Here is a 25,988-nt window from a genome sequence, read left to right on the forward strand (position 1 = left end):
GGCTCCAACTGCTGAGAGGATGGAGACATGACGAGCAAGACAACGAACAAGTTCTCCCGAAGTGCGGGCCCGTGCGGTCCGGATAGTACTGGATCATGCCGGTCAGACGCGGAAGGTCGGTCTGCCGAAAGACATCAAGCTGCTTCGACAGCTGCTGACCGTCCTCCAGATGTTTCTGGATGATATCTTACGCCTTCATGTAGGGACCCCTAAATTGCTTATCCCTTGCTGTCCTTGGGATCGGCAGCACGCGGAAACGTGCGCTCCTCCTGGAATTTCCCATCCATTTTTTGGATTTTCACCGAACCACCCTCCTTGCCGAGCACCTTCGGCAAAGCACCACCGGCCGTAGCGTCGGCCTTGTTCTCGAACGACTTTACGACCTTGTTGGTCCTGTCCTGCTCAAGATCCCAACGATCCTTCTTGTCGTTGTAGGTCAGCGTGTATTTTGGAAGTTTCGCCATGCTTCCCCCCTTTCCAGGCGAAGCGTACTCCTTTTCAGGGCCTGCTACTACTGGATGCCCTTCATGGCGGTTACAGCGCACGCCGATCGGCGTACCCTGACCACGATGAACACGAGGAAGCCCAAACCTACTAAGAATGCCGCCGGCTTCGTCCTTGGCCGCAAAGCGTGGGCAAAGATCTCCGCCGTTGAAGGCATTGTGCTCAGCAAGGAATCCGAAGAGCGGCTTGCGGAGTTCGATCGCCTCGGTCTGTCGCCAGCAGAGCGGCGAGAGCGCATCATCAAAAAGTACACCTGCAAGTAAAGCAGCCCCTCCCTGCCGAAGCAGAAAGGGGCTGATGAATTCAGGTTGGACGCTGTTCTGAGCTCGACCAGGGTTTCTTGCTCGTCGTCGATGTCCTTCATCTCGTCGGGTGTGCGCGCGCAACGGCTCGTCCGTCCCGTAGAACGCGAGCTCAAACAGGTGCAAGCCGAAAACCGCCCGGGTACTGGCGATAATGCTTGCGCAGATGGCGCTTCTTCCTGAAACAGGAGTGCACGGTCGAGCCCTTTTGAGAATCCAACTAAAATCCCTCGGTGCGCAAGCGCTGTGCCGGTTCGACCCCGGCTGCCCGCACCCCGAGAGATCTGACGCTGGCCCCGCCTCCGCAGGCGGACCCGCAGCCCATGACGTGCGCCGGGCACGCAAGCTTTCGTTTACCAAGCCGCCCTTCCGCGTGCCAAATCCGGGCGGCGCGGCCGGCCTTTACTCGACCTTAGATCGTCCTCGCCTAAAGCGAGCGATGTCTGCCCCGTCGATGCAGACCCAGGGAACGCAGGGCCTGGAGCGGCTGGCTTCGATGGTGAGAGCTCCGATGGACGCGCGCGAGGATTGGTCCCGGTCCAGGATTGGCGGAAGAGGCGCGGCGTCCGCATCTCACCTGCACGGGGTCGGGGTCTACGTCTTCCTGATCGCCTTCCTCGCCGTCTTCTACCTGTCGAACGGACCGCTTCTGCTCGGCCATTACGATTTGGGCTGGCACCTCGCCGCCGGCGACCTGATCAGGCAGCGGGGCGAAGTCCCGTTGCAGGATCCATGGGCTTTCACCGTCGGCGACAAGCGATGGTACAATTTGTCCTGGCTCTGGGACGTGATGGCCAGCGCGCTGTATCAGCAGGCCGGCTTTGCCGGGATCGTGCTCATGGTCGTCGCCTCCGGCGCGATCATCGCCGGCTATCTCGCCTTCCGCGGCTTGAGCAGCGGCGCTTCGGCCCCTGCGGTCTGCATTGCGGTGTTCGCCGCGTGCCTGCTCTATCCCTGCTACGAAGCCTCGCCCAACATGTATCTGGCGGCATCGCCGAACATCGCGACGATGTTGTTCGCGGTGGTGTTTTACGCGGAGTGCCTGCGGCGGGGGCGATGGTTCCTGCTGCCGCCGATGATGATCGTCTGGGTCAATTTGCATGGCGGCTTCATGCTAGCCTTTCCGATTCTCGGCGTCTTCGCCGGCGTCGCCTTGATGCGGCGGGACTGGACAGGCTTTCGCGATCACTGCCTGGCGGGCGTCGGGTGCTTCGTCGCGATCTTCGTCAATCCGCTGGGATGGCACATCTATGACGGCGTGACGGCGACGCTGGGTCATTTCGTGCAGGCCGACATCAGCGAATGGCGGTCCTATTTTCACAACGTGGAGCTGCCGGGGAGCCTTCCCGGCATCGCCTATGCGCTGTCATTCGCGGTCCTGGAGCTGCGCTACCGAAACTCCACGCGCGTGCCGCTCGAGGCGCGCGTGCTGGCGTGGCTCTTCCTTTTTCTCGGTCTCTATCAGTTCAGATACACCGCGTTCTTCTTCATCTTTTCCAGCGTCCCGATGGCGCTGCACATCGACCGGCTGCTGCCGAAGCTCCGGAGCCTCGAGCTCCGGCGCGCGATGCTGGCGGCAGGTGTCGTCGGGCTCTTGTTGCTGCCCGTCACGTTCATGCAGGTGAGACCGGCGCTGGCATTGCCCGACATGCTCTCGGAAGCAGATGCCCGCTATCTCGAGGCGCACAGCCCGCGCGGGCACCTGCTCAACCATTGGAACGTCGGCGGGCTCCTGATCTTCAGAACCCAGGGATCGGTGCCCCTCTTTGTCGACGGCCGGGCCGCGACCGCCTACCCCGACGCGTTGCTGCGGGATTATCTCGCGCTGGTCCGGTGGGACATCGACGCGGCGACCTGGGACAGGGTGATCGCCAAGTACAAGATCGATGCGGTGCTCTGGATCAGGGCACATGACCAGCTGCGGCATTTCCTGGTCGGCGAGAGGGGCTGGAAAGAGGAATATACCGGCGCGTATGTCAGCCTATACACACGGCAAGAGACCGCTTCGAGGTAAGGCCGCCCGCGACCGATGCCAGGGTCGTCCCCCGCCCCGGGCTGACCGCTCACCAAGTCTTGTCCGCACCTGCTCTGCCTGACAGCCATCCCGAAACGTGGGTTGTGCAGCGCAGCATGGACGGCGGATAAAGCCCCTGAACTTGAGAGGTGAGCTTCTTGTCTGACGTCAATGCCGACGATTGGGTGTCCTCGGGACACCGCCCGATGCGCTTTCCGGAATTCGTCATCGTGATCGCGTCCATCATGGCGCTGAATCCGCTTGCAATGGACATGATGCTGCCGGCGCTGCCCAGTATCGGGGCAGCCTTCAGGATTCCCGTCGCCAATCATCTCCAATTGGTGCTGTCGACCTTCCTGATCGGCTTCGGTGTCGGCCAATTCGTCATGGGCCCGCTGTCGGACCGCTTCGGCCGCCGGCCGGTGCTGCTCGGCGGCATGGCGGTCTATGCGGTGGCGAGCGTGCTGGCCGTCGCAGCGCCCTCGTTCGAGACGCTGCTGCTGGCGCGCGCGCTGCAGGGATTGGGCACCGCGGCGACGCGCGTGATTGCGACCTCGATCGTGCGCGACTGCTATGCCGGCCGCCGCATGGCGAGCGTGATGTCGCTCGCCATGATGGTGTTCATCGCGGTGCCCGTGATCGCGCCTTCGTTCGGACAGGCGGTGCTGCTGGTGACGGCGTGGCGCGGCATCTTCATGGTGCTGATGCTGTACGGCCTGCTCGCGCTCGCATGGTGCGTGCTGCGCCTGCCCGAAACCCTGCCTGAATCCGAGCGTAGGTCGCTGGCGCCTGCCGACGTGCTCGCGGCGTTCCGGCAGACCGTGACCAACCGCCAGACCATCGGCTATGCCACGGCGGCCGGCAGCGTCATCGGCGCGCTATTCGGCTTCGTCTTCTGCGCCCAGCAGGTCTTCACCGACATCTATCACCTCGGCCATTACTTCCCGCTCGCCTTCGCCGCGATCGCCGCCGGCACCGCGATTGCCGGCTTCCTCAACGCAAGGCTGGTCGGGCGGCTCGGCATGCGCGTGATCTCGCACGGGGCGCTGACGCTCTACACATTCGTGGCCGTCGTGATGCTGCTGACGGAGAGCCTCGGCATGCTGACGCTGAGCCTGTTCATGGTGCTCTCGGCCCTGATGATGTTCTCGTTCGGCATGATGGTCGCGAATTTCACGGCACTCGCCATGGAGCCGCAGGGCCACATCGCCGGCACCGCCTCCTCGCTCTACGGCTCGATCACGACCCTGATCGGCATCGTGGTCGGCATGGCGATCGGGCAGAGCTTCGACGGCACGCTGCTGCCGTTCTCGATCGGCTTCTTCCTGTCGACACTCGCCGCGCTCGCGATCGTGCTGGTGGTCGAGAAGGGACGACTGTTCAGGCCGCACCACCGCCCCATCGCTTGAGGAACTTCCTTGAACTCTCGATGTTGTACTGCAGCAATCGAAGGGATTTGCGAGATGGAACAAGAGAGCAGAGCGGATCAGCCCGCGTGGGAGACCGAGCGGCCTGCCCCCGGCGAAATATCCGAGGAGCAGCCGAACCGAAGCCTGCCATTCGCAAGCGAAGGTCTCGAGCAGGTGCGCGACAGCCACTGCTGATCGAGACCGATATCCTCGCATAGAAAAGGCGCCGCGGTTTCACCCGCGGCGCCTTTCGCTTTTCAAGCGCAGGCGGGGTTCGCCTACTCCTTCTTGTCGATATTCCAGAACACCGGCGTCGCGGGACCGTCGAGCACGCCAGTCAGCGATTTGCGCCAGCCGCTCGGGATGAGATACTGCCCCAGCGGAATGTAGATCACCTGCTCATAGGCCTGCTTCTGAATGTCGGCGGCGATCTTCTTCTGATCGTCGACCGAGGCCGCGCGGACGAAAGCGTCCTTGAGCTGCTCGATCTTGGCGTCCTCCGCCCAGCCGAACCAGCCCTTCTTGCCCTGGCCGCCGATCGAGAGATTGGCGATCGGGTTGGACACGTCGGCCGCGACCCAGTTGGTGAAGAACATGTTCCAGCCGCCTTCCTTCGGCGGCTTCTGGCTGGCGCGGCGGCTCACCACCGTCTGCCAGTCGGTCGCCTGAAGGTCGACCTTGAAGCCGGCCTCGCGCAGCAGCTGGGCCGCAACGATCGGCTGCGCCTTCAGCGTCGTGACATCGCCGGGGGCCATGATCACGATCGGCGTACCGTCATAGCCGGACTCGGCCAGCGCCTTCTTGGCTTGCGCCATTCCGTCGCCCTTGACCAGGGTCTCGGAGCCCGCATCGGTTGCGAGCGGCGTGTCGCAAATGAAGAACGCGCCGCAGATCTTCTGATATTTGGCGTTGCCGACCAGCGCGTCGAGCACGTCCTTCTGGTTCATCGCCAGCAAGGCGGCGCGACGCACCTTCACGTTATCAAACGGCGGATGAAGGAAGTTCATCCGGCCGAGCGTCTGAAAGCCGAACTTGTTCAGGACCTCGATCGTGAGCTCCTTGTTGGGTTCCAGCACCGGCAGCATGTCGAACGGTAGGTTCTCCATGAAATCGATGTCGCCCGACTGCAGCGCGTTCACCGCCGTCTGCGAGTCCGGCATGGTGATCCACTCGACGCGGTCGACCTTCACGACCTTGCCGCCGGAGGTCCAGCTCGCCGGCTCCTTGCGCGGCACGTAATCGGTGTTCTTGACGTAGACCGCCTTCACGCCCGGCTGGAATTCACCCTGCACGAACTTGAAGGGACCCGAACCGATCTGCTCGGGAATCTGCTTGTCCGGCGGCGTCTCGGCGAGGCGCTTCGGCATCATGAAGGCAACGCGCGAGGACGGCTTGCCGATGGAGTCGAGCACGAGGCCGTAAGCCTCCTTCAGCTTCAACGTGATGGTCTTGGCGTCGGTCGCCTCGATGCTGGCGGTGAAGTCCATGAGCTTCTGGCCCATGCCGTCGACCGCAGCCCAGCGCTTCAGCGAAGCGACGCAATCCTCCGCCGTCACCGGCGCGCCGTCATGCCACTTCAGCCCGTCGCGCAGCGTGAAGGTGTAGGTGAGCTTGTCGTCGGAGACCTTCCAGTCCGCCATCTGCGGCTGGACCTTGAAGCTCGAATCGGTGGCCACCAGCGTGTCGTAGACCATGTAGCCGTGGTCACGCGTGATGTAGGCCGTGGTGAAGATCGGATCGATGATGCGCAGATCGGAATGCATCACCGCCGTGATGGTCTTGCCGGCGGCGAGCACCGGCGAGGCAAGCGCCGTCGAAAGCGCGACGACAGACAGCGCGAGTTTGGAGGCAAACGCGCGAGGCCCCCGGCGCATGAAGTGCAACATAAAAAGTTTCTCCTGACGTGAAACTGTTCAAAGGCGGGTTATTGATTGAGCATGTGGTTCATTCCCTGGGCGAACTAACCCCATGCAATGCCTTTGTCTTTCGAGATTTGCAGACAGTGCCGAGCACGTCAATCCGGTTTCGCTGCAGGCCCTGGCGGCGTGCGCACGGGCTCCACAAGGATCGGTTTGGCACTACAACACTCTCCGCTCGTCTCGCCCCGCGGCGATGCAATGCGCATTCCATCTTTCGAAGCTTGAGAGACATTGAGATGAATCCAGCCAATCTTCCCTTCGATTCCGAGGCCATGCTCGAAGGCTTGCGCACCTGGGTGGAATGCGAGAGCCCGACCTGGGATGCCGATGCCGTCGACAGGATGCTCGATATCGCAGCGCGGGATATGGCCATCATGGGTGCGACGATCGAGCGCATCGCGGGCCGTCAGGGCTTTGGCGGCGTGATCCGCGCGCGCTTTCCGCATCCGAGACAGGGCGAGCCCGGCATCCTGATCGCCGGACACATGGATACCGTCCACCCGGTCGGCACCATCGAGAAGTTGAAATGGCGGCGCGAGGGCAACAAGTGCTACGGCCCCGGCATCTATGACATGAAGGGCGGCAACTACCTCTCGCTGGAAGCGATCCGGCAGCTGGCGCGCGCATCCTTCACCACGCCGCTGCCGATCACCGTGCTGTTCACGCCGGATGAGGAAGTCGGCACGCCCTCGACGCGCGACATCATCGAGGCGGAAGCCGCGCGCAACAAATATGTGCTGGTGCCCGAGCCAGGCCGTGCCGACAACGGCGTCACCACCGGACGTTACGCCATCGCACGCTTCAATCTCGAGGCGACGGGACGGCCGAGCCACGCCGGCGCGACGCTGTCGGCGGGCCGTTCGGCAATCCGCGAGATGGCGCGGCAGATCCTCGCGATCGACGCGATGACGACGGAGGACTGCACCTTCTCGGTCGGCGTCGTGCATGGCGGGCAATGGGTCAATTGCGTTGCCACGACCGCCACCGGCGAAGCGCTCTCCATGGCCAAGCGACAGGCCGATCTCGACCGCGGCGTCGAGCGGATGCTGGCGCTGTCGGGCACGACCAACGACGTCACCTTCAAGGTGACGCGCGGCGTGACGCGCCCGGTATGGGAGCCGGATGCGGGCACGATCGCGCTGTACGAGAAGGCGCGCGGCATCGCCAAATCTCTCGGCGCGGAATTACCCCATGCGAGCTCCGGCGGCGGCTCCGACGGCAACTTCACCGGTGCGATGGGCATCCCGACGCTCGACGGCCTTGGCGTGCGCGGCGGCAACGGCCACACGCTGGAGGAGTATATCGAAGTCGAGAGCCTCGTTGAGCGCGGTCGGCTGATGGCGGGACTCTTGGCCACGCTGGAGTGACGGTGCAGTTATTCCGTAGCTATTCGGCAGGGTGGGCAAAGGCGCGTAGCGCCGTGCCCACCGTTCTGCCAAATGGAGGGAACGGTGGGCACGCTCCGCTTTGCCCACCTACTAGCTACGCGCTGCCAAAACAGGTGACCGCACTGCAAAAACCGCGACCCTGATGGCACGGGAATTGCTGAAATGTTAGGCTGATGGCAGAACAGACCCCTCGCTGCCACGATTTGACTCTAATCTGACGGATCCAACTTGCTCGGATATCTCCTTCGCCGAATCCTCGCCGCCGTGCCCGTGATGGGCGTCGTCGCGCTGTTCGTCTTCCTGCTGCTCCGCCTCACCCCTGGCGATCCCGCCGCGATCCTCGCCGGCGACAATGCGACGCCCGAGCGGCTGGAGCGCATCCGCACCTCGCTCGGCCTCAACGAGCCGCTGATCGTGCAGTTCATCACCTGGGTCAACAAGCTGCTGCACGGCGACCTCGGGACTTCGCTGATCTCCAACCTGCCGGTGATCAAGATGATCAGCCAGCGCGTCGAGCCCTCGATCTCGCTGGCGCTGTCGACGATCATCCTCGCCGTCATCATCGCAGTCCCGCTGGGCGTGATCGCGGCATGGAAGCACGGCACCTGGATCGACCGCTTCGTGATGGGCCTGTCGGTGCTCGGCTTCTCGGTGCCGGTGTTCGTGGTCGGCTATGTACTGATCCAGATCTTCGCCATCGAATTGCGCTGGGTCCCGGTGCAAGGCTTCCGCAGCGTCTTTAACGGCTTCGGGCCGTTCTTCGAGCGCATCATCCTGCCGACCTGCGCACTTTCCTTCATCTACATCGCGCTGATCGCCCGCATGACGCGCGCGGCGATGCTGGACGTGCTCGGCGAGGATTACGTGCGCACGGCGCGCGCCAAAGGCATCAACGAGGTTGCGGTGATGATGCGCCATGCGCTGCGGAACGCCGCAGTCCCCGTGATCACCGTGATCGGCACCGGCTTCGCGCTGCTGATCTCCGGCGTCGTCGTCACCGAGAGCGTGTTCAACATACCCGGCATCGGCCGCCTCACCGTGGACGCGGTGCTGGCGCGCGACTATCCGGTGATCCAGGCGATGATCCTGCTGACATCGCTCGTCTATGTCGTCGTCAATCTTCTGATCGACGTCGCGTACACCCTGCTCGATCCCCGGATCCGGTACTGAGGCAAGGATTTAAGAACGAACATGTCGGTCGATACCCTTCCCCAGTCCTCCATTCCGATCACGTCGCCGCTGCGGCCGCGGTTCGGATTCCTCACCTCGACGCCGATCATCGCCACGGCGACGGTCCTGCTCGCCTTGATCGTGCTGGTCTCGATCTTCGCGCCGCTGATCGCGCCCCATGATCCGATCCAGCTCGCGCCGTCGCAGCGGCTGAAGCCGTCGTCCGCGCAATTCCTGCTCGGCACCGATGCCTACGGCCGTGACCTGGCCTCGCGCGTCCTCTATGGCGGCCGCATCTCGCTGCTGATCGGCATCGGCGCGGCCATCCTGTCGATCGCCATCGGGCTCGCGATCGGCCTCGTCTCCGGCTTCTTCAAGCTGGTCGATGCCGTGCTGATGCGCGTCATGGACGGCCTGATGGCGATGCCGAGCATCCTGCTCGCGATCGCCGTGGTGTCGCTGTCCGGCGCCAGCCTCTGGACCGTGCTGATCGCAATCACGATTCCGGAGATCCCGCGCGTCGCCCGCCTGGTGCGCTCCGTCGTGCTCTCGGCACGCGAGGAGCCTTACGTCGAAGCCGCGATCTCGGTCGGCTCCAGCCTGCCGAAGATCATGCTGCGGCACCTGATGCCGAATACGGTCGCCCCGCTGATCGTGCAGGGCACCTATATTTGCGCCAGCGCCATCCTCACCGAGGCCATCCTCTCCTTCCTCGGCGCCGGCATCTCGCCGGAGACGCCGACCTGGGGCAACATCATGGCCGAGGGCCGCCAGTACTTCCAGATCAAGCCGTCGCTGATCTTCTGGCCGGGCCTTCTGCTCTCGATCGCCATCCTCAGCATCAATCTGATCGGCGACGCCGCCCGCGACGCCCTCGATCCGCGCATGAAGCAGCGGGAGGGGAAGTGATTTGTCTCGCCGGCCCATCCCCTTGTTCCGTCATTGCGAGCGAAGCGAAGCAATCCAGTCTGCACCCGCGGAAAGATCTCTGGATTGCTTCGTCGCTTCGCTCCCCGCAATGACGACGGAGTGACCTGATGACCAACATTATCCTCGACATCAACAACCTCGTCGTCTCTGTCGGCAAGAAGCCGGGCGGACCGAAGATCATCGACGACATCTCGATCCAGGTGCGCGAGCGCGAGACGCTATGTCTCGTCGGCGAAAGCGGCTCGGGCAAGTCGGTGACCTCGCTCACCACGATGGGCCTGTTGCCGAAGGGCACGCTGGTGCCCACCGCCGGCAGCATCAAGCTGGTCGGCGAGGAGCTGCTCACCGCCACCGACCGCCGCCTGCGACAGCTTCGCGCCACGCAGATGGCGATGATCTTCCAGGAGCCGATGACCGCGCTCAATCCTGTGGTGCCGGTCGGCCGTCAGATCGACGAGGTGCTGCGCGCGCACACCAGCCTCGACGCCAAGGCGCGCAGGAAGCGCATTCTCGACATGATGGAGCAGGTCCACCTGCCCCAGGTCGAACGCATCTTTGCCTCCTACCCGCATCGGCTCTCCGGCGGCCAGCGCCAGCGCATCATGATCGCGATGGCCCTGGTGCTGGAGCCGAAACTGCTGATCGCCGACGAGCCGACCACCGCGCTCGACGTCACCACGCAGAAGCAGATCCTGACCCTGATCCGCGAGCTGCAGCGCGATCACGGCACCGCGGTGCTGTTCATCACCCACGACATGGGCGTGGTCGCCGAGATCGCCGACCGCGTCGCGGTGATGCGGCAGGGCCGCCTGGTCGAGACCGGCCCGCTCGACACCGTGCTGCGCAATCCCACCATGGAGTACACCCGCAATCTGCTCTCTGCGGTGCCGAGCCTGGTGCCGCGCGCGGCGCGACCCGAGACCAAGGAGCCGGTCGTGCTGGAAGCCAACGAGCTCAGCAAGGTCTACAAGGAGCGCGCCTTCTTCGGCAAAGGCCGCGAGGTCGTTGCCGCCGACAAGGTGACGCTGACCCTGCGCAAGGGCCGCACGCTCGGCATCGTCGGCGAAAGCGGCTCGGGCAAGTCGACGGTGGCGCGCTGCATCGTCCGCCTGATCGACCCGACCTCCGGCGGCATCCGCCTCGCCGGCCGCGAGATCGCCGACATCTCGCGGCGCCTGCTGCAGCCGCACCGGCAAAAGATCCAGATCGTGTTCCAGGATCCATATCGCTCGCTCAACCCGCGCGTCACCGTCGGCGAGAGCATTGCCGAAGGCCCGATCAATTACGGCGTCGCGCACGCTGACGCCATCAAGCGGGCGCGCGAGCTGCTCGAGCTGGTCGGTCTGCCCCCCGATGCGGTGTCGCGCTATCCGCACCAGTTCTCCGGCGGCCAGCGTCAGCGCATCGCCATTGCCCGCGCGCTCGCGCTCGATCCGGACGTGCTGGTGGCCGACGAAGCGGTCTCCGCGCTGGACGTCTCGGTGCAGGCGCAGGTGCTGGACCTGCTCGACGAGATCCAGACCCGGCTCGGCATCGCCATCCTGTTCATCACCCACGATCTGCGCGTCGCGGCGCAAATCTGCGACGAGGTCGTGGTGATGCAGCACGGCCGCGTGGTCGAGCAGGGCCCGGCCGCCGAGGTGCTGACGCATCCGCAGCAGGCCTACACCAAGGCGCTGCTGGATGCCGCGCCGGGGCGGGGCTGGGATTTTGCGAACTTCCGGCCGGTGGCGGAAGGTGTGGGGGCGAGCGCGTAGCGACATTCACCGCTGTCGTCCCCGCGAAGGCGGGGACCCATACCGCGGAAGCTATCGGTCGTGCATGGTGCCAATCCCGAACGACCAGCCATCGCCCAACTTCTCCCTGGGGTTATGGGTCCCCGCGTTCGCGGGGACGACACCGCGAATGTGGAAGCATCGCGGCTCACAACACGCATCGCATCCCCAGCATTCCCAAAACAGCTTGAGGCCATGCGCGGCGCGATGGCCTCTCACCTTGCTCTCCTCGCAAGGCCAAGGCTAACGTCGCGCACTTTCAAACGCTGGACTTGAATTGATGACACGTATCGCCGTCGGCGGCTTCCTGCACGAGACCAACACTTTCGCTCCCACCAAGGCGACCTTTGCCGACTTCCAGCATGGCGGCGGCTGGCCGGCGATGACTGAGGGGGCCGAAGTGCTGAAGGTGATGCGGCGCATCAATGTCGGCCTCGCCGGTTTCGTCGACAGCGCAGAGACCAACGGCTGGGAACTCGTCCCGACGATTGCCGCCGCGGCGAGCCCCTCCGCGCATGTCACCGAGGACGCCTTCGAGCGCATCGTGAAGGTGATGGTCGACGGCATCGCAGCCGCGGGCCCGATCGATGCAGTCTATCTCGACCTGCACGGCGCGATGGTGACCGAGCACCTCGACGACGGCGAAGGCGAGATCCTGGCGCGGGTGCGCCGCATCATCGGCAAGGACGTTCCGCTGGTCGCCAGCCTCGACCTCCACGCCAACGTCACCCCCGAGATGATCGAGCATGCCGACGCGCTGATCGCCTACCGCACCTATCCCCACGTCGACATGGCTGAGACCGGCCGCGCCTCGGCGCGACATCTGGCTCGGCTGCTGACGACGAAACAGCGCTTCGCAAAGGCGTTCCGGCAATTGCCGTTCCTGATTCCGATCAGCTGGCAATGCACCAACGACCAGCCCACCAAGGGCATCTACGAAAAGCTCGCCGCCCTGGAGAGCGATGCGGTTCCGACGCTGTCTTTCGCGCCGGGCTTTCCCGCCGCCGACTTCCCCGATTGCGGGCCGAGCGTGTTCGCCTATGGCACGACGCAAGCGGAGGCCGATCGCGCCGCGGACGCGATCGTGCGGCTGGTCGAAAGCCATGAGGACGATTTCGACGGCAAGATCTGGACGCCCGACGACGGCGTGCGCCACGCCATGGAACTTGCGAAGAGCGCGAGCAAGCCGATCATCATCGCCGACACCCAGGACAATCCCGGCGCCGGCGGCGATTCCGACACCACGGGCATGCTGCGCGCGCTGGTGCGCAACAAGGCGAGCGCCGCGACCGGCGCGATCTACGATCCGGAATCGGCCAAGGCCGCGCATGCGGCCGGCGTCGGCGCCACCGTGACGCTGTCGCTCGGCGGCAAGTCCGGCATTCCCGGCGACGAGCCCTACACCGAGACCTTCGTGGTCGAAAAGCTCTCCGACGGCCGCTTCATCGCACCGGGTCCCTATTACGGCGGCCGCGAGATGGAGATGGGCCCCTCCGCAGCCTTGCGCATCGGCGACGTCCGCGTCGTGGTGAGCTCGTACAAGGCTCAGCTCGCCGACCAGGCGATGTACCGCTATGTCGGCATCGAGCCGACGCAACAGAAGATTCTCGTCAACAAGAGCTCGGTGCATTTCCGCGCCGATTTCGAGCCGATCGCTGCGAGCCTGATGATCTGCGCCGCGCCCGGCGCGATGCCGGCCGACACCGCCGCCCTGCCCTGGACGCGGCTGCGCCCGGGTATCCGCATCAAGCCGAACGGCCCTGTTTTCATTCCTCCCTCACGCTGACTGGACAAAGCACATGCCCACGATCGACCGCATCGACGGCTATGCCGACGAACTCACTGCCATCCGGCGCGACCTCCACGCCCATCCCGAAATCGGCTTCGAGGAAGTGCGCACCTCCGGCATCGTCGCCGACAAGCTGAAGAGCTGGGGCATCGAGGTGCACCGCGGCCTCGGCGGCACCGGCGTGATCGGCGTCATCAAGGGCAAGGGCTCCGGCACCAAGCGCATCGGTCTGCGCGCCGACATGGACGCGCTGCCGATGGAAGAGAACACCAATCTGAAATGGAGCTCGAAGATCCCCGGCCGCTTCCATGGCTGCGGCCATGACGGCCACACCACCATGCTGCTCGGCACCGCGCGCTACCTCGCCGAGACCCGGAATTTCGACGGCACCGTGCATTTGATCTTCCAGCCGGCCGAGGAAGGCCTCGGCGGCGCCCGCGCCATGATCAAGGACGGCCTGTTCGAGAAGTTTCCGTGCGACGAGCTCTACGGCCTGCACAACGCACCCGACCTCAACCACGGCGAGATCGCGATCCTGCCGGGCCCGGCGATGGCCAGCGCCGACTTCTTCGACCTGCGCATCACCGGCTATGGCGCGCATGGCGCGATGCCCGAACGCTCCAAGGACGCGGTGGTGATTGCGACCACGCTGGCGCAGGCGATCCAGACCATCGTCAGCCGCAACGTCGATCCGCTGCAGGCCGCCGTGGTGTCGATCACCCAGATCCACGCGGGCTCTGCCTACAACGTCATTCCAGGCGACGCCCATTTGTGCGGCACTATCCGCACCTTCTCGAAGGAGATTCGCGCCCTGGTCAGCGAACGCATCCGCACGATCTGCGCCGGCGTCGCAAGCGCCTACCAATGCGTGATCGACGTCGACATCCGCGACACTTTTGGCGTGCTGATCAATCAGGTCGAGCAGTCCAAGGTGGTCGAGGAGGTCGCACGCACCATCGTCGATCCCGCCAACGTGATCACCCGCGCCCAGCCCAAGATGGGCAGCGAGGATTTCGCCGACATGCTGGAGACCATTCCCGGCGCCTATTTCTGGGTCGGCCATGACGGTTCGGTGCCGGTGCACAATCCCGGCTTCGTGCTCGACGACAAGATCCTGCCGATCGGCGCCAGCATGTTCGCCCGCATCATCGAGACGCGGATGCCAGTGGGTGCCAATGCATAGGAGGCGTGCCGACGAGGCGGTCACCTCGCTGCACGATCTGTCCGCGGTCGATCTGATCGCGGGCTATCGCGCCAAGCAATTCTCGCCGAGCGAGGTGCTGGAGGATGTGCTCGCGCATGTCGCGGCGTGGGAACCGCATCTGAAGGCGCTCTATGCCTTCGATCCCGACGGCGCGCGCGAGGCGGCCAAGGCCTCGTCCGCGCGCTGGACCGGCGGCGAGCCGTCCGGTGCGCTCGACGGCGTGCCCGTCACGGTGAAGGACAACATCGCGACCAAGGGCGTGCCGGTGCCGCTGGGCGCGGCCAGCGTCAAGCTGGTGCCGGCCGAGAAGGACGCCCCGCCGGCGGCGCGGCTGCGCGAGGCCGGCGCGATCATCTTCGCCAAGACCACCATGCCCGATTACGGCATGCTGTCCTCCGGGCTCTCCAGCTTCCACGCGCTGGCGCGCAACCCCTGGGACCTCACCAAGAATCCCGGCGGCTCCAGCGCGGGCGCAGGGGCTGCAGCAGCAGCCGGCTATGGTCCCTTGCATCTCGGCACCGATATCGGCGGCTCGGTGCGCCTGCCCGCGGGCTGGTGCGGCCTCGTCGGCCTCAAGCCGAGCTTTGGCCGCGTGCCGATCGATCCCACCTATGTCGGCCGTGTCGCCGGGCCCATGACCCGGACGGTCGACGATTGCGCGCTGATGATGAGCGTGATCGCCAAGCCCGACCGGCGCGACGGCATGAGCCTGCCCGCCGAGCCGCTCAACTGGAAAGGCCTGGAGAAATCTCCGCGAAAGCTGCGGATCGGCTTGATGCTCGATGCCGGCTGCGGCCTCGCGCCCGAGAAGCCAGTGCGCGAGGTCGCGGTGAAGGCGGCGAAGGCGTTCGAGTCAGCGGGCAGCGTCGTCACCGAGGTCGACGGCATCCTGACGCGCGAGATGCTCGACGGCCTCGACAATTTCTGGCGCGCCAGGATGTGGGACGATCTGTCGAAGCTGGCGCCGGCCGAGCAGGCCAAGGTGCTGCCCTATATCTTCAAATGGGGCGAGTCCGGCGCCAGGCTCTCGGGCGTCGACGTGATCCGCGGCTTCAACCAGACCATGGCGATCCGGGCCGCGGCAGCAAAACTGTTCTGCGAGCTCGACTATGTGATCTCCCCGACCGCGCCGAACGTGAACTATCCGGCGGAATGGGCCTCGCCGACCAATGATCCCATGAAGCCGTTCGAGCACATCGCCTATACCGTACCGTGGAATATGTCGGAGAATCCGGCGGTCTCCGTCAACGGCGGGTTCGACGCCAAGGGTTTCCCCATCGGCGTCCAGATCGTCGGCCGCCGCTTCGACGATATCGGCGTGCTCGGCCTGGCCAAGGCGTTCGAGGCCCTGCGCGGCGCGCAGCGGCCCTGGCCGAAGCCGCCGGCGCATTAATCGCACTGCCGTCATTCCGGGTTGCGCCCACTTGGCGCAAGCCCGGAATCCATTCCTCGGCACAATCCGTGCGGAGACATGGATTCCGGGTTCGCGCTTCGCGCGCCCCGGAATGACGTGCTAGAGAAATCGGCAAAGAACCCGGGAAGGAAACCAGCCATGGCGTATGAGACGATCAAGTACGAGGTCGCCGAGCAGATCCTCACCATCACGCTGAACCGGCCCGACAAGCTCAACGCCTTCAACGCGCAGATGCAGTCCGAGCTGATCGACGCGTTCGATGCCGCCGACAAGGACGACAACGTCCGCGCCATCATCGTCACCGGCGCCGGCCGCGGCTTCTGCGCGGGCGCCGACCTCTCCTCCGGCGCCGACACGTTCGATCGCGATGCGCGGCGCGGGCCGGTCAAGCGCCTTGCCGACGGCAAGGTCGATTACAGCGATCCGCAGGTGCGCGACGGCGGCGGCCAGGTCACCTTGCGCATCTTCAAGTGCCTGAAGCCCGTGATCGCCGCGGTGAACGGGCCGGCGGTCGGCATCGGCGTCACCATGCAGCTCGCGATGGACATCCGCATTGCCTCCGATGACGCGCGGTTCGGTTTCGTGTTCTCCCAGCGCGGCATCGTGCCGGAGGCCGCCTCGAGCTGGTTCCTGCCGCGCATCGTCGGCATCTCGCAGGCGCTCGAATGGTGCTATTCCGGCCGCGTCTTCCCGGCCCAGGAGGCCCTCGCCGGCCGTCTCGTCAGCAAGGTCGTCGCCCCCGATGATCTCCTGCCGACCGCCCGCGCGCTCGCCAAGGAATTTGCGGCGAAGACCGCGCCGGTGTCGGTCGCGCTGATCCGGCAGATGATGTGGCGCATGATGGGCGCAGACGATCCGATGGAGGCGCACAAGGTCGACAGCCGCGGCATCTATGCCCGCGGCCGCTCCGACGACGTCAAGGAAGGCGTGGTGTCGTTCCTGGAGAAGCGTCCCGCACAATTCAAGAACAAGGTCTCGACCGACATGCCGGACTATTTCCCGTGGTGGACCGAGCGGGAGTACAAGTGACGCTCTCGTAGGGTGGGCAAAGCGAAGCGTGCCCACGTATTTTTTCAACCGAGAGAGATGGTGGGCACGGCGCAAGAGCGCCTTTGCCCACCCTACAACACCGTCAATCCATCATCAGCGCCACACGCCCGATCGCCTTGCGGTCGATCAACAGCCGCATCGCCCTCGCATAGTCCTCCAGCGGCAAGCGGTGCGAGACGTTGGGGCGAAGCTTTCCCTGCTCCGCCCATTGCAGCAGCGCCTTCAGGCGCACCTCGCCGAGCACAGGATTCTTTCGTACCGCCTCGCCGGCGCGCACGCCGAGCACGCTGGCGCCCTTGATCAGCAGGAGGTTGGTTCTGGCAGAGCCGATTCCGCCAGTGAATCCGATCACCAGGAGCCGCGCGCCCCAGGCGATGCAGCGCATCGAATCCTCAAAGACCTGGCCGCCGACGGGATCGAACACGACGTCCGCGCCGCGACCGTCGGTGATGCGCTTGACGGCATCGCGAAACGGCTCGCGGTCGTAGCGGATGAGATGATCGGCGCCGCGCGCCTTGGCGACGGCGAGCTTCTCGTCGCTGGAGGCGGTCGCGATCACGATCGCGCCGAGCATCTTGCCGATCTCGACCGCGGCCAATCCCGTGCCGCCGCCGGCGCCGTGCACCAGCAGCACCTCGCCCGGCTCGACCCGGCCACGGTCGATCAGCGCATGATAGGCCGTGCCATGACCGGCAAGATAAGTCGCGGCTTCCGCGTAGTCGAATGTCGACGGCTTGGGGGTGAGCTGAGACGGCGTGACGACGGCTTCATCCGCAAACGCACCGTGCCGCATCTTGACGATGACCTTGTCGCCGACGGCGACGCCCCTCGCCTCTGGGCCAATCTCGGTGACGTCGCCGGCGGCTTCCATGCCGGGCGTGAACGGCAGCTCCGGCTTGAGCTGATATTGCCCGGCCGCCATCAGCACATCGGGAAAATTCAGCCCGGCGGCCCGGATCGCAACGCGCACCTCGCCCGGCTTCAGGGCGCGCGACGGATATTCCTCGAGCCGCAGCGCTTCGGGCTCGCCGAGCGTGCGGCAGACGACGGCCCGCACCATCAGGCCGCGCTCGCCTTGCCGCGCAGAAGCGCCTCGCGGATCAGCGGCAAACGGTCGTTGCCGAAATACATGTCGGTCTTGTTCACGAAGATCGTCGGCGAGCCGAAGCCGCCGCGGGCGACGACCTCTTCGGTATTTGCCTTGAGCTGGTCCTTGATGCCCTGCTCCGAGATCCCCGCAAAGAACTTCTGCTCGTCGATGCCGACCTTCTTGCAGATCTCGGCCAGCACGGCGTCCTGCGAAATGTCCTTGTCTCCGCCCCAATAGGCCTGGAACACGGCGGTCGCAAACGGCACCATGTCCTTGCCGAGCCAGATGCAGCCGCGCATCGCCTTGACGCTGTTCACGGGAAACACCGTCGGCGGCATCTTGATCGGAAGGCCCGCCGAGCGTGCCCAGTCCTGAAGATCCTTCTGCATGTAGCGCGCCTTCAGCGGCACCGGCTTCTCGCGCTGCGCATAGACGCTCGGGTTGACGGTGTTGAAGATGCCGCCGACCAGGATCGGCCGCCAGACGATCTCGGCGCCGAGCTCCCTGGCGAGCGGCTGGATGTTGTGGAAGGCGAGATAGGTCCAGGGGCTGGAGCAGTCGAAGAAGAATTCGATCATGGGGGTTCCTTTGTGACGGACCTCTTCCTGAGGAGGCCGCGTAGCGGCCGTCTCGAAGGATGGCCGCGCGAGACAGTCGGGCCCTCATGGTTCGAGACGCGCCTACGGCGCTCCTCACCATGAGGAACGACCACTACTTCCTTCTCAACAATTCCCTAGCCCTCTGCCCGAACATGATCTTGCGTGATTCCTCGCCGAACGGCTCTTTCCTCGGCTGTCGCCGCGGCTGGAATGGCTAGCGACTTTCGTTGTTCTGTACCTCGACGTTAGGACATGGCAGGAAGGGGCGCAACACAACCTGCCGGGAGGGCCGCCATGCTGTTTCCAACCACGATCGCCGGCTCCTTGCCGAAGCCGGAATGGCTCGCCGAGCCCAACATGCTCTGGGCGCCCTGGAAATCGCAGGGCGACGAGCTTCTCCGCGCCAAGCGCGACGCGACGCTGATCTGGCTGAAGATCCAGGAGGACGCCGGCATCGACGTGGTCACCGAGGGCGAGCAGGCCCGTCAGCATTTCGTACACGGCTTCCTGGAGAAAATCGAAGGCATCGATTTCGCCCACAAGGTCGAGATGGGCATCCGGAAGGATCGCTACAAGGCGATGGTGCCGCAGGTGATCGCGCCGCTCCGGCTGAAGGATCGCGTCCACGCCTTCGAGGCGCGGGTGGCGCGTACGCATACGAAGAAGAAGCTGAAATTCACGCTGCCCGGCCCGATGACCATCATCGACACCATCGCCGATCGCTATTACGGCGACCGCGTGAAGATGGCCTTTGCCTTCGCCGAGCTGCTCAACGAGGAAGCCAAGGCCTTGCAGGCCGACGGCGTCGATGTCGTGCAATTCGACGAGCCGGCCTTCAACGTCTACATGGACGAGGTCAACGATTGGGGCATCAAGGCGCTGGAGCGCGCCGCGCAGGGGCTGACCTGCACCACCGCCGTGCACATCTGCTACGGCTACGGCATCAAGGCCAACACCGACTGGAAGGAGACGCTGGGCAGCCAGTGGCGGCAATACGAGCAGATCTTCCCGGCGATCGGCGCGAGCCCGATCCAGCAGGTCGCGGTCGAATGCCGCAATTCGAAGGTGCCGCTCGACCTGCTCGCGCTCCTGAAGAACAAGATCGTGCAGGCCGGCGTGATCGATGTCGCCAGCGACACGGTGGAGACCGCCGAGGACGTCGTGCAGGTGATCGACGCCGTGTCGAAGTTCGTGCCCAAGAGCAACATCATCGCCACCACCAATTGCGGCATGGCCCCGATGCGGCGCGAGATCGCCGAGGCCAAGCTGATGGCGCTCGGCGCAGGCGCAGCGCTGGCGCGCGAGAAGCTGGGGTGAGACACCCTACTTGCGCGGCAGCGACGTTCCGGTTCCGGGAACAGGCTCGATCGCTCTGACGGCGCCTTGCGGGTGATCGCTTTTGCAAGCAGGTTGGTCGAGCGACTTCAGTCCGAGCAGATATTGGCCGTGCTCGTGCATGTTGCTCGTCATGTATCGGTCAATGCGGGTCAGGAAGCTCAGCATTTGACTCTCCTCGATGTTGCACGAGGAAGGTATGCTGCCGGGCATAGCCGAACGATGGGACCGTCAGCACGATGTTATAAAGGCGATATAGGCTTCGCCGGAACGATTGGCGCGCAAGCGCCTGCGCCTCGATAGTTCGCGATATGAGGCATGCGAGCAACGCAGCAGGACCGGAATTCACCAGTTCCCGCCCTAGCTGAGGGCCGTCGGATGCAGCCTGGGCTGATAGCCCGCGTTCAGGGCACGCAGCGTCGAGGGCGGTGTCAAAAGCCTGGCATCGTCGAGCCGCCCACGAGCGTCGGCATAGCCTGCCGGCGACCACAGCAGCACCCTGCCCTGCGTCACCAGAAAGCTCTCTTCGCCCCGCTGCACCATCGCGCCATCAGGCAAGTCCGTCAGCGGCATCGGGAGCGGGTGCAATCGCTTGCGGCCGCGATCGAGACGTTCCCGATGCAGCACGGCATCCATCGTCTTCGCGCTGATGCCGCTTGCACCATTTCCCGCTTCCCACGCGGCGCGAAACCGTTTGGCATCGTCGCGCCGGCAGAAGAAACAGGGCCGGTGTCCCGCCGCAAAGGCGGTGGCCTCGTCCAGGAAGAACAGCTCGGTCCAGCTCCGCCGCGCCATCACTGGCCGCCGCCAGCCGCGGAATTCGCACAGGCAGGTGATCCAGGCCGGCGACGACCAGCGCTTCTTCAGCAGCGTCTTCGTCGCGGGATCGTGGATGATGCCGCGATTGCCGGTGAACAGGCCGCGATGCGGCGTGGCGACGATGTCGCCGGTGGGCGTGACGCGGTTTTGCAGGGGCATGGCGCGACTATTCTGCTGCCGTCATTCCGGGATAGTCCGAAGGACCAGACCCGAATCTCGAGATTCCGGGTTCGATGCTTCGCATCGCCCCGGAACGACGAACAACTCACGCCGCCCCGTCGCGCAGCGGCGGGTGGTAGGACAGCGCGGTGTCCCAGGGGAAGAAGATCCAGGTGTCCTGCGAGACCTCGGTGATGAAGGTGTCGACCAGCGGGCGGCCCTTCGGCTTGGCGTAGACGGTGGCGAAATGCGCGTCCGGCAGCATCTCGCGCACCAGCCTGCCGGTCTTGCCGGTGTCGACGAGGTCGTCGACGATCAACAGCCCCTTGCCGGTGCCGCCGCCGAGCTTCATGGCCTGTTCCGAAATGCCCTTGAGGACCTGGAGCTCGCCCTGCTTGTCGTGATCGTAACTGGCGATACAGACCGTATCGATCACGCGCACGCCGAGCTCACGGGCCACGATCGCGGCCGGCACGAGGCCGCCGCGCGTGATCGCGATCACCGCGTGGAACGGACCGACCTCGTTGAGCCGCCAGGTCAGCGCCCGGCAATCCCGGTGGAATTGGTCCCACGAGACCGGAAAGGCCCTGCCCGCCCGCTCCTGTGCGCTCAGTTCCGGTGCTTCACCAGCCATTGTCGTCTCCTGCGTCGTAACGTCCAGCAAGCCGCGGGCTTAACGGCTGACGTTCAATCCTGCCAGCATCTCCTTCACCGCCGCCATCGCTGCCGCCAGCTTCTCGGGATCGCGCGAGCGCACCACAAGGTTGGTGTTCGGCTTCGACTCCTCGTCCATGAAGGGATAGCTGCCGATGATGGTGTCGGGATGGGCGGCGGCGATCGCCCGCAGCGGACCGCCGATATCGCCCTCGCGCGCATTGGCGCGCACCGTATCGGAGAGCATGCGCACGCCCGATTTCAGCTTGGGCGCGACGATGTCCATCATCGCCTGCATGATCGAGGGCACGCCCGCCATGACGATGACATTGCCGATCTTGAAGCCGGGAGCCAGGATGGTCGCGCTCTGGATCAGTTCGGCCCCGTCGGGGATGCGGGCCATGCGCAGGCGGGCCTCGTTGAGGTCCTGCTCGCTCCAGCGCTCACGGAAACGGGCGACGACCTCCGGGTGGTGGTCGATGCCGACGCCGAACGCCTTGGCGACGCTGTCGGCGGTGATGTCGTCATGGGTCGGCCCGATACCGCCGGTGGTGAAGACGTAGGTGTAGCGATGCCGCAGTGCATCCAGGGCCGCGACGATGTCGGCCTCGTCGTCGGAGACGACCCGGACTTCCTTCAGGTCGATGCCGATATTGGTCAGGTATTCGGCGATGAAGCCGATATTCTTGTCCTTGGTTCGGCCGGACAGGATCTCGTCGCCAATGACCAGAATGCCCGCCGTGACGATCTCGCTCATAACTCAAGTCCCTCACCTGTAGCGCCGACTTTGCCGGGGTAACGCGTTGAAGTCACGCGGTTTTGCTGCCGAAATAAGCAGTCCTCCGCCATTTTTTCGGGCAGGCCGCCGGCCACCCCCGGCAAATGCTGCCAAGCCATGCTTATCGCGCTGGCCCGGCCCTTGCTACCACATGAAAGTCATGCACTCTTGCCGCATGGCCACAGGACGTTGCGGTCTTCAACAAGGCCTTGCGGCCTGTCCAATGGCGCAACGCCTTGCGGAGACAAGTCGGGATCTATGGCAGTCGCGTTTGATGAAATGAACATTCCCGGCGGGGACCTTCGCCCCGCCTATCAGGAGCTGGCGCGCTGGCTCAAGGAGACGCCCCCCGAGGCGCTCGAATATCGCCGCCAGGAGGCCGAGCTCCTGTTCCGCCGGATCGGCATCACCTTCGCGGTCTACGGCGAGGCCGAGTCCACCGAGCGCCTGATCCCCTTCGACGTCATCCCGCGAATCATGTCCGGCAAGGAATGGACCCTGTTGGAGAAGGGTCTGAAGCAGCGCGTGCGCGCGCTCAACATGTTCCTGCGCGACATCTATCACGGCCGCGACATCCTCCGCGCCGAGATCGTGCCTGACGATCTGATCTTCCAGAATCCGGTATTCCGGCCCGAGATGAACGGCCAGCATGTGCCGCACGACGTCTACGTGCACATCGCCGGCATCGACATCGTCCGGGTCGATGCCGAGGACTTCATCGTGCTGGAAGACAACGCGCGGACGCCGTCCGGCGTGTCCTACATGCTGGAAAACCGCGAGATCATGATGCGGCTGTTTCCGGATCTGTTCGCCCGCCACAAGGTGGCGCCGGTCGAGCGCTATCCGGATGAGCTGCTCGCCGCGCTCCGCTCGGTCGCGCCGCAAAGCGCGTCCAGCGAGCCGACCGTGGCCCTGCTCACGCCCGGCGTCTACAACTCCGCCTATTACGAGCACTCCTTCCTGGCCGACAAGCTCGGCATCGAGCTGGTCGAGGGCCGGGATCTCATCGTCAAGAACAACGAAGTGTTCATGCGGACGACGGAAGGGCTGAAGCGGGTCGACGTCATCTACCGCCGCGTCGACGACGACTTCCTCGATCCCCTTACCTTCCGTCCCGATTCCGTGCTCGGCGTCCCCGGGCTGATGTCGGCCTATGCGGCCGGCAACATCACGCTCGCCAACGCGGTCGGCACCGGCATTGCCGACGACAAGGCGATCTATTCCTACATGCCGGACATCGTGAGATTCTATCTCGGCGAGGAGCCGATCCTGAAGAACGTGCCGACCTGGCGCTGCCGTGAGCCGAAGGATCTCGCCTACGTGCTGGACAATCTGAGCGAGCTCGTCGTCAAGGAAGTGCACGGCTCCGGCGGCTACGGCATGCTGATCGGCCCCGCCGCGACGAAAGCGACGATCGAAGCGTTCCGCGACAAGCTCAAGCGCGAGCCGGAGGGTTTCATCGCGCAGCCGACGCTGGCGCTTTCGACCTGCCCGACCTGCACCGCATCCGGCCTCGCACCGCGCCATGTCGATCTTCGGCCCTTCGTGCTTACCGGCAGCAAGAGCACGACCATCGTGCCGGGCGGCCTGACACGTGTTGCGCTGAAGGAAGGCTCCCTGGTGGTGAATTCGAGCCAGGGCGGCGGCACCAAAGACACCTGGATCCTGGACGAGTAGCAGATGCTGTCGCGTACCGCCGAAAACCTCTACTGGCTCGCCCGCTACGTCGAACGGGCAGAATATCTCGCGCGCACCATCGATGCGACCTTGCGCGTCACCGCGCTTCCCGCCGCCTATATCGGCAAGACCAATGAATGGGACTCGGCTCTGCTCACCGCCGGCGTCGCCGCCAGCTTCTATCAGACCTACGAGGAAGCCAACGAGCACAACGTCGTCGAATACCTCTCGTTCTCCGCGGACAATCCGTCCTCGATCAGGAATTGCATCGAGGCGGCGCGGCTGAACTCGCGCTCGGTGCGCACAGCACTGACCAGCGAGATGTGGGACACCATCAACTCGGCCTGGATCGAGCTTCAGGCGGTATGGAGCAAGGGCGCCTCGACGCGGGAGGAGCTCGCGAAGTTCCTGCGCTTTGTGCAGGAGACCTCCCTGCGCTTCGACGGTTCTGCCTACCGGACCATGCTGCGCAACGACGCCTATTGGTTCTCGCGGATGGGCGTGCACCTGGAGCGCGCCGACAACACCGCGCGCATTCTCGACGTGAAGTATCACGTGCTGCTGCCCGAGGAGGAGCATGTCGGCGGCCCGCTCGACTTCTATCAGTGGAGCTCGATCCTGCGCTCGGTGTCGGCGCTGACCGCCTATCACTGGGTCTATCGCGAGACGCTGAAACCGTGGCTGATCGCGGACCTGCTCATCCTCAACGACACGCTGCCGCGCTCGCTGGCCAGCTGCTACGGCAATCTCGTGCGCAACCTCGACCAGATCGGCGTCGCCTATGGCCGCCAGGGCGCGGCCCAGCGCCACGCCCGCGGCATCCGCAACCGGCTGGAGCACAGCAACATGAACGACATTTTCCAGCACGGCGTGCATGAATTCATTCAGGAATTCATCACGGACAATTCCAGGCTGGGCGAAATCATCACGAAGCAGTATTTGATCTGATGTCCCTCGGCTGACGAAATAGGATACCGTCATGGCCGGGCTTGTCCCGGCCATCCACGTTCTTGCCTTCGCGCGTCGAGAAGAGCGTGGGTGTCCGGGACAAGCCCGGGCATGACGAGCTTCCTTGCGGCGGCAGTCGGGCCTAACCACGAGCACAACGGTCCGCCATGCGCCTGCGAATCCTGCACACCACGACCTATCGCTACGAGCCGCCGGCCACGAGCGTGATCCAGATTCTGCGCATGACGCCGGGCAGCCATGACGGGCAATATGTGGCGGAATGGCAGATCGACGTCTCCACCGACACCAAGCTCGACACGCATGAGGATGCGTTCGGCAACGTCACCCATGTGCTGTCCTGCGGGCCGGTCAGCGATATCCAGATCACGGCCGAAGGGCTGATCGAGACCCACGACACCGGCGGCGTGCTGCGCGGCGCCGACGAACGCTTTCCGGCGGGCATGTTCCTGCGCTCGACCGACCTCACCTCCGTCAACCCGGCGATGACGGCGGTTGCACGCCAGTTGCGCAGCGAGGCCGAGAGCGACACGCTCGGCTTCCTGCACACGCTGATGACTGAGATTGCCGACCACATGACCTTCGACGAGGACCCGACCCATAGCGGCACCTCGGCGGCGGAGGCGTTCACGCTCAAGCGCGGGGTCTGCCAGGACTATGCGCACATCTTCATTGCCTGCGCCCGCGCCGGCGGCGTGCCGGCGCGCTTCGTCTCCGGCCACTTCCTGCGCGCGGACGGCCTGTTGCATCAGGACGCCGGACACGCCTGGGCGGAAGCCTTCGTGCCCGACCTCGGCTGGGTCGGCTTCGATCCCGCCAACAGCATCTGCGCCACCGACGCCCATGTCCGCGTTGCGATCGGGCTCGACTATCTCGGCGCGGCCCCGGTGCGCGGCACCCGCTACGGCGGCGGAACGGAGACGCTGACGGTCACCGTGAAGGTCGAGCAGGCCGGCCGCGGCGGGTCGTCACAATCGCAATCCCAGCGGCAGGGCTAGCCGCAGCCGTCGGATCGCATCAACCATGATACACTCGCGGGACCA

The 25,988-nt window shown here is 64.9% G+C and carries 22 protein-coding genes; 14 read left to right on the forward strand and 8 right to left on the reverse strand.

Features of this window, described 5'->3' with window-relative positions; all coding sequences use genetic code 11:
* Positions 1 to 218 precede the first annotated feature (218 nt).
* Complete coding sequence (locus tag DCM80_RS05380) at positions 219 to 932, reverse strand: DUF2188 domain-containing protein (RefSeq protein WP_257196056.1); 714 nt, start codon at positions 930 to 932, stop codon at positions 219 to 221.
* Positions 933 to 960: 28 nt separating this feature from the next.
* Between DCM80_RS05380 and DCM80_RS05385 the strand changes: the two genes are divergently transcribed.
* Both DCM80_RS05385 and DCM80_RS05390 read left to right on the forward strand, forming a co-directional pair.
* Positions 961 to 2,820, forward strand: a complete 1,860-nt coding sequence (locus DCM80_RS05385) for a hypothetical protein (RefSeq protein ID WP_306594637.1) — start codon at positions 961 to 963, stop codon at positions 2,818 to 2,820.
* Positions 2,821 to 2,978: 158 nt separating this feature from the next.
* The gene (locus tag DCM80_RS05390; RefSeq protein ID WP_257196057.1) at positions 2,979 to 4,229 is read left to right on the forward strand and encodes a multidrug effflux MFS transporter; all 1,251 of its coding nucleotides are present in this window, start codon (positions 2,979 to 2,981) and stop codon (positions 4,227 to 4,229) included.
* 278 nt (positions 4,230 to 4,507) lie between these two features.
* Here the strand turns inward: DCM80_RS05390 and DCM80_RS05395 are convergent, their stop codons facing one another.
* Positions 4,508 to 6,115 carry an ABC transporter substrate-binding protein gene (locus DCM80_RS05395; protein ID WP_257196058.1) on the reverse strand — a complete coding sequence of 536 codons (1,608 nt, stop codon included), beginning with the start codon at positions 6,113 to 6,115 and terminating at the stop codon, positions 4,508 to 4,510.
* Between the two features lie 269 nt (positions 6,116 to 6,384).
* On the opposite strand from DCM80_RS05395, the gene DCM80_RS05400 reads away from it, so the two are divergent.
* The 8 genes from DCM80_RS05400 (at position 6,385) to DCM80_RS05435 (ending at position 16,847) form a co-directional block, all read left to right on the forward strand.
* Entirely contained in the window at positions 6,385 to 7,515 is a 1,131-nt protein-coding gene (locus DCM80_RS05400) for a M20/M25/M40 family metallo-hydrolase (RefSeq protein WP_257196059.1), read from the forward strand.
* A 249-nt stretch (positions 7,516 to 7,764) separates the two neighbouring features.
* Positions 7,765 to 8,706: an ABC transporter permease gene (locus tag DCM80_RS05405; protein WP_257196060.1), complete on the forward strand. Its 942-nt coding sequence runs from the start codon at positions 7,765 to 7,767 to the stop codon at positions 8,704 to 8,706.
* Positions 8,707 to 8,727: 21 nt separating this feature from the next.
* The gene (locus DCM80_RS05410; protein WP_028137266.1) at positions 8,728 to 9,615 is read left to right on the forward strand and encodes an ABC transporter permease; all 888 of its coding nucleotides are present in this window, start codon (positions 8,728 to 8,730) and stop codon (positions 9,613 to 9,615) included.
* A gap of 128 nt (positions 9,616 to 9,743) precedes the next feature.
* Positions 9,744 to 11,393: an ABC transporter ATP-binding protein gene (locus DCM80_RS05415; protein WP_257196061.1), complete on the forward strand. Its 1,650-nt coding sequence runs from the start codon at positions 9,744 to 9,746 to the stop codon at positions 11,391 to 11,393.
* Between the two features lie 298 nt (positions 11,394 to 11,691).
* Positions 11,692 to 13,197 (forward strand): M81 family metallopeptidase, encoded by a 1,506-nt coding sequence (locus tag DCM80_RS05420; protein ID WP_257196062.1) that lies wholly within the window; start codon positions 11,692 to 11,694, stop codon positions 13,195 to 13,197.
* Positions 13,198 to 13,210: 13 nt separating this feature from the next.
* A complete protein-coding gene (locus DCM80_RS05425; RefSeq protein WP_257196063.1) occupies positions 13,211 to 14,383 on the forward strand; it encodes a M20 aminoacylase family protein in 1,173 nt (390 codons plus the stop codon).
* The gene (locus DCM80_RS05430) at positions 14,376 to 15,797 is read left to right on the forward strand and encodes an amidase (RefSeq protein WP_257196064.1); all 1,422 of its coding nucleotides are present in this window, start codon (positions 14,376 to 14,378) and stop codon (positions 15,795 to 15,797) included. Before DCM80_RS05425 ends, DCM80_RS05430 begins: the two co-directional genes overlap by 8 nt.
* Positions 15,798 to 15,956: 159 nt before the next feature.
* Positions 15,957 to 16,847, forward strand: a complete 891-nt coding sequence (locus DCM80_RS05435; protein WP_257196065.1) for a crotonase/enoyl-CoA hydratase family protein — start codon at positions 15,957 to 15,959, stop codon at positions 16,845 to 16,847.
* 103 nt (positions 16,848 to 16,950) lie between these two features.
* Here DCM80_RS05435 and DCM80_RS05440 read toward each other — a convergent pair whose 3' ends face one another.
* Together DCM80_RS05440 and DCM80_RS05445 are read right to left on the reverse strand one after the other, a co-directional pair.
* Complete coding sequence (locus DCM80_RS05440; protein WP_257196066.1) at positions 16,951 to 17,928, reverse strand: NADPH:quinone oxidoreductase family protein; 978 nt, start codon at positions 17,926 to 17,928, stop codon at positions 16,951 to 16,953.
* Positions 17,928 to 18,536, reverse strand: coding sequence for a 2-hydroxychromene-2-carboxylate isomerase (locus DCM80_RS05445; protein WP_257196067.1), 609 nt, complete (start codon positions 18,534 to 18,536; stop codon positions 17,928 to 17,930). The genes DCM80_RS05440 and DCM80_RS05445 overlap by 1 nt, the downstream gene beginning before the upstream one ends.
* 315 nt (positions 18,537 to 18,851) lie before the next feature.
* Between DCM80_RS05445 and DCM80_RS05450 the strand changes: the two genes are divergently transcribed.
* The gene (locus tag DCM80_RS05450) at positions 18,852 to 19,874 is read left to right on the forward strand and encodes a methionine synthase (RefSeq protein ID WP_257196068.1); all 1,023 of its coding nucleotides are present in this window, start codon (positions 18,852 to 18,854) and stop codon (positions 19,872 to 19,874) included.
* Positions 19,875 to 19,880: 6 nt separating this feature from the next.
* On the opposite strand, the gene DCM80_RS05455 is transcribed toward DCM80_RS05450, so the two are convergent.
* The 4 genes from DCM80_RS05455 to DCM80_RS05470 form a co-directional block, all read right to left on the reverse strand.
* The gene (locus tag DCM80_RS05455) at positions 19,881 to 20,060 is read right to left on the reverse strand and encodes a hypothetical protein (RefSeq protein WP_257196069.1); all 180 of its coding nucleotides are present in this window, start codon (positions 20,058 to 20,060) and stop codon (positions 19,881 to 19,883) included.
* Between the two features lie 192 nt (positions 20,061 to 20,252).
* Positions 20,253 to 20,870 carry a hypothetical protein gene (locus DCM80_RS05460; RefSeq protein WP_257196070.1) on the reverse strand — a complete coding sequence of 206 codons (618 nt, stop codon included), beginning with the start codon at positions 20,868 to 20,870 and terminating at the stop codon, positions 20,253 to 20,255.
* A gap of 106 nt (positions 20,871 to 20,976) precedes the next feature.
* Entirely contained in the window at positions 20,977 to 21,504 is a 528-nt protein-coding gene (gene gpt, locus DCM80_RS05465; protein ID WP_063195254.1) for a xanthine phosphoribosyltransferase, read from the reverse strand.
* Positions 21,505 to 21,543: 39 nt separating this feature from the next.
* The gene (locus tag DCM80_RS05470; RefSeq protein ID WP_257196071.1) at positions 21,544 to 22,281 is read right to left on the reverse strand and encodes a molybdopterin-binding protein; all 738 of its coding nucleotides are present in this window, start codon (positions 22,279 to 22,281) and stop codon (positions 21,544 to 21,546) included.
* A gap of 279 nt (positions 22,282 to 22,560) precedes the next feature.
* Between DCM80_RS05470 and DCM80_RS05475 the strand changes: the two genes are divergently transcribed.
* From DCM80_RS05475 to DCM80_RS05485, 3 genes are all read left to right on the forward strand, one after another.
* Positions 22,561 to 23,979 carry a circularly permuted type 2 ATP-grasp protein gene (locus DCM80_RS05475; protein ID WP_257175331.1) on the forward strand — a complete coding sequence of 473 codons (1,419 nt, stop codon included), beginning with the start codon at positions 22,561 to 22,563 and terminating at the stop codon, positions 23,977 to 23,979.
* A gap of 3 nt (positions 23,980 to 23,982) precedes the next feature.
* Entirely contained in the window at positions 23,983 to 24,927 is a 945-nt protein-coding gene (locus DCM80_RS05480) for an alpha-E domain-containing protein (RefSeq protein WP_257175332.1), read from the forward strand.
* Positions 24,928 to 25,094: 167 nt separating this feature from the next.
* Positions 25,095 to 25,943, forward strand: a complete 849-nt coding sequence (locus DCM80_RS05485) for a transglutaminase family protein (RefSeq protein WP_257196072.1) — start codon at positions 25,095 to 25,097, stop codon at positions 25,941 to 25,943.
* Positions 25,944 to 25,988 lie beyond the last annotated feature (45 nt).

It is taken from the genome of Bradyrhizobium sp. WBOS08, assembly GCF_024585125.1.
In the GTDB taxonomy this organism is placed as follows: domain Bacteria; phylum Pseudomonadota; class Alphaproteobacteria; order Rhizobiales; family Xanthobacteraceae; genus Bradyrhizobium; species Bradyrhizobium japonicum_B.